This window comes from Corynebacterium sp. HMSC058E07 (assembly GCF_001809885.1).
Taxonomy (GTDB): domain Bacteria; phylum Actinomycetota; class Actinomycetes; order Mycobacteriales; family Mycobacteriaceae; genus Corynebacterium; species Corynebacterium macclintockiae.
Genome location: NZ_KV799243.1, coordinates 1 through 930 on the forward strand (window position 1 = coordinate 1; position 930 = coordinate 930).

General features: G+C 56.2%; 1 pseudogene. It reads right to left on the reverse strand.

The window, feature by feature from the left end:
• Positions 1–91: 91 nt before the first annotated feature.
• A pseudogene (locus HMPREF2678_RS00975) lies at positions 92–930 on the reverse strand (IS3 family transposase); the annotation flags it as partial.

Here is a 930-nt window from a genome sequence, read left to right on the forward strand (position 1 = left end):
TGGGGTTGCCCGCAAATCGTGGACACGTAGTGGAGCTACCTAGTAGTTAGGCAGCTATTTCTTTTCTGTTGATGGTTGAACCGGTGTGGTTCTCGAAGTCGACGGGGCTGACCATCCCGAGGGCGGAGTGCCGGCGCCGACGGTTGTAGACGACTTCAATCCAGTAGGCAACGGCCTTGCGCGCGGCATCACGGGTCGCCCAGCGCTTGCGGTCGTAAAACTCGGTTTTAAGCGTCGACCAGAACGACTCGGCCATCGCGTTATCGAAGCACACACCAGTACGCCCCACGGACTGAGCAATGCCCAGGCTGCGGCACACCTCCCAGAGCTTCTCGCTGGTGAATTGGGTTCCGCGGTCAGCGTGAAACACCAGTCCTTCAGGAACGTCACCGCGCAGCGTATGCGCCATCCGCAGGGCCCGCTCGACCAGGCGTGTGTCTTGAACGCTATCCATAGCCCAGCCCAGTACCCTGCGGGAATGGCCGTCGCGGACCGCGCACAAGTACAACCATCCTTCACCGGTGCGCAGATAGGTAATATCCGACATCCACACTCGGTTAAGCTCACCGGTATCAAACATGCGTTTAACCAGGTCAGGAAGCGTGGATTTACGCTTGGCTTGGATCGTTGTCACTGGAACGAAAGCACGCGGTGAAATCCCTTCAATGCCCATCATGCGCATCCGCTTCGCCACAGTCTTGCGATTCAATGTGATCTGGTAGCGCTCAGCGAGCTCTGCGGTGATCCGCGGAGCACCATAAACCTCATCGGAGTCTTTCCAAATCTGATGAATCTTTCGGTCAACGCCATCGTAAAATGCAGCACGATCATTTTCGCCGGATAGTCGTTTCTGCTGCGCATGGGCCCATTTGTAGTATCCAGACCGAGATACTTTTAATAGTCGTGCCATGCGTTTGATGCTGTAGTTCG